This window comes from Alcanivorax sp. HI0044 (assembly GCF_001634945.1).
The window spans coordinates 1-874 of the sequence record NZ_LWEZ01000543.1; the positions used below are offsets into that span (position 1 = coordinate 1).

General features: G+C 55.1%; 1 protein-coding gene. It reads right to left on the bottom strand.

Features of this window, described 5'->3' with window-relative positions:
• Window positions 1–608 (bottom strand): glutamate synthase-related protein (locus tag A3730_RS06475; RefSeq protein ID WP_255364199.1); only part of this gene is annotated, 608 nt, incomplete at its 3' end.
• Window positions 609–874 lie beyond the last annotated feature (266 nt).

Consider the following 874-nt stretch of genomic DNA (forward strand, 5'->3'; position numbering starts at 1 on the left):
CCCACCTGAAAGACCACATCACAGCCCCCTTCCAGGTGGTAGGGAGACAATCCCCCTTCACCGGTGTTCATCCAGCAATTGGCAATGGCCGCGCCCTGGGACATCGCCTGCACCGCTGGACGGGACAATGCACCAAAGCTCATGCCCGACACATTGAAGAAACTGTGGGCCGCATAGGGCTGCTCACAGTATGGGCCAATCATCAGCGGCAAGGTCTTGGCTGCGTCTTTTTCCAGCGTCGGGTACGGACAATTCATGAAAATGACGCGCCCGGCGCCAATCTGCTTTGTAGAGCCAAACGCCATGGTATTGCTGAGATCCTTTGCCGCACGGTAAACCCAGGCACGCTGTGCCCGATTGAAGGGCAGCTCTTCGCGGTCCATGGCAAAGAAATACTGGCGGAAAAACTCACCAAGAGTCTCGAAAAAGTAGCGAAACCGGCCGATTAGCGGGTAATTACGGCGAATAGCGTGACGCTTCTGAAAAAAACGGTCCTGTAGCCATAACCCGACAGCGACCAGCGTTAGCAGCAATACCAGCAGCAGAAAACCCAGCTCCAGCCAGGCAATGGTGCTGTTCAACCAGGGCTCCAGATACTCGGGAAACATTCGCTCTCCTCGCTTGCAGTATTCACCATCGGGTGGCTTAAAGCGGAAATGTGCGCCAGCGCACTTGGGCCACCCCCGGCGCAATAGTATGATGTTCGTCCGTCGATTTTGTTACGCTTGGCGGCCAGTGTGGTCAATTCGTCTGGTGCTGGCCAGAAAGAAAAAAGAATGGCGTTATCATGGGGGTAACGCTTGGCAATAAGCCAGATCGACGGAAGAACAACAAACTAACGGTGTTCGGGGTGCCCAACAAGCGCCTTGAGGCA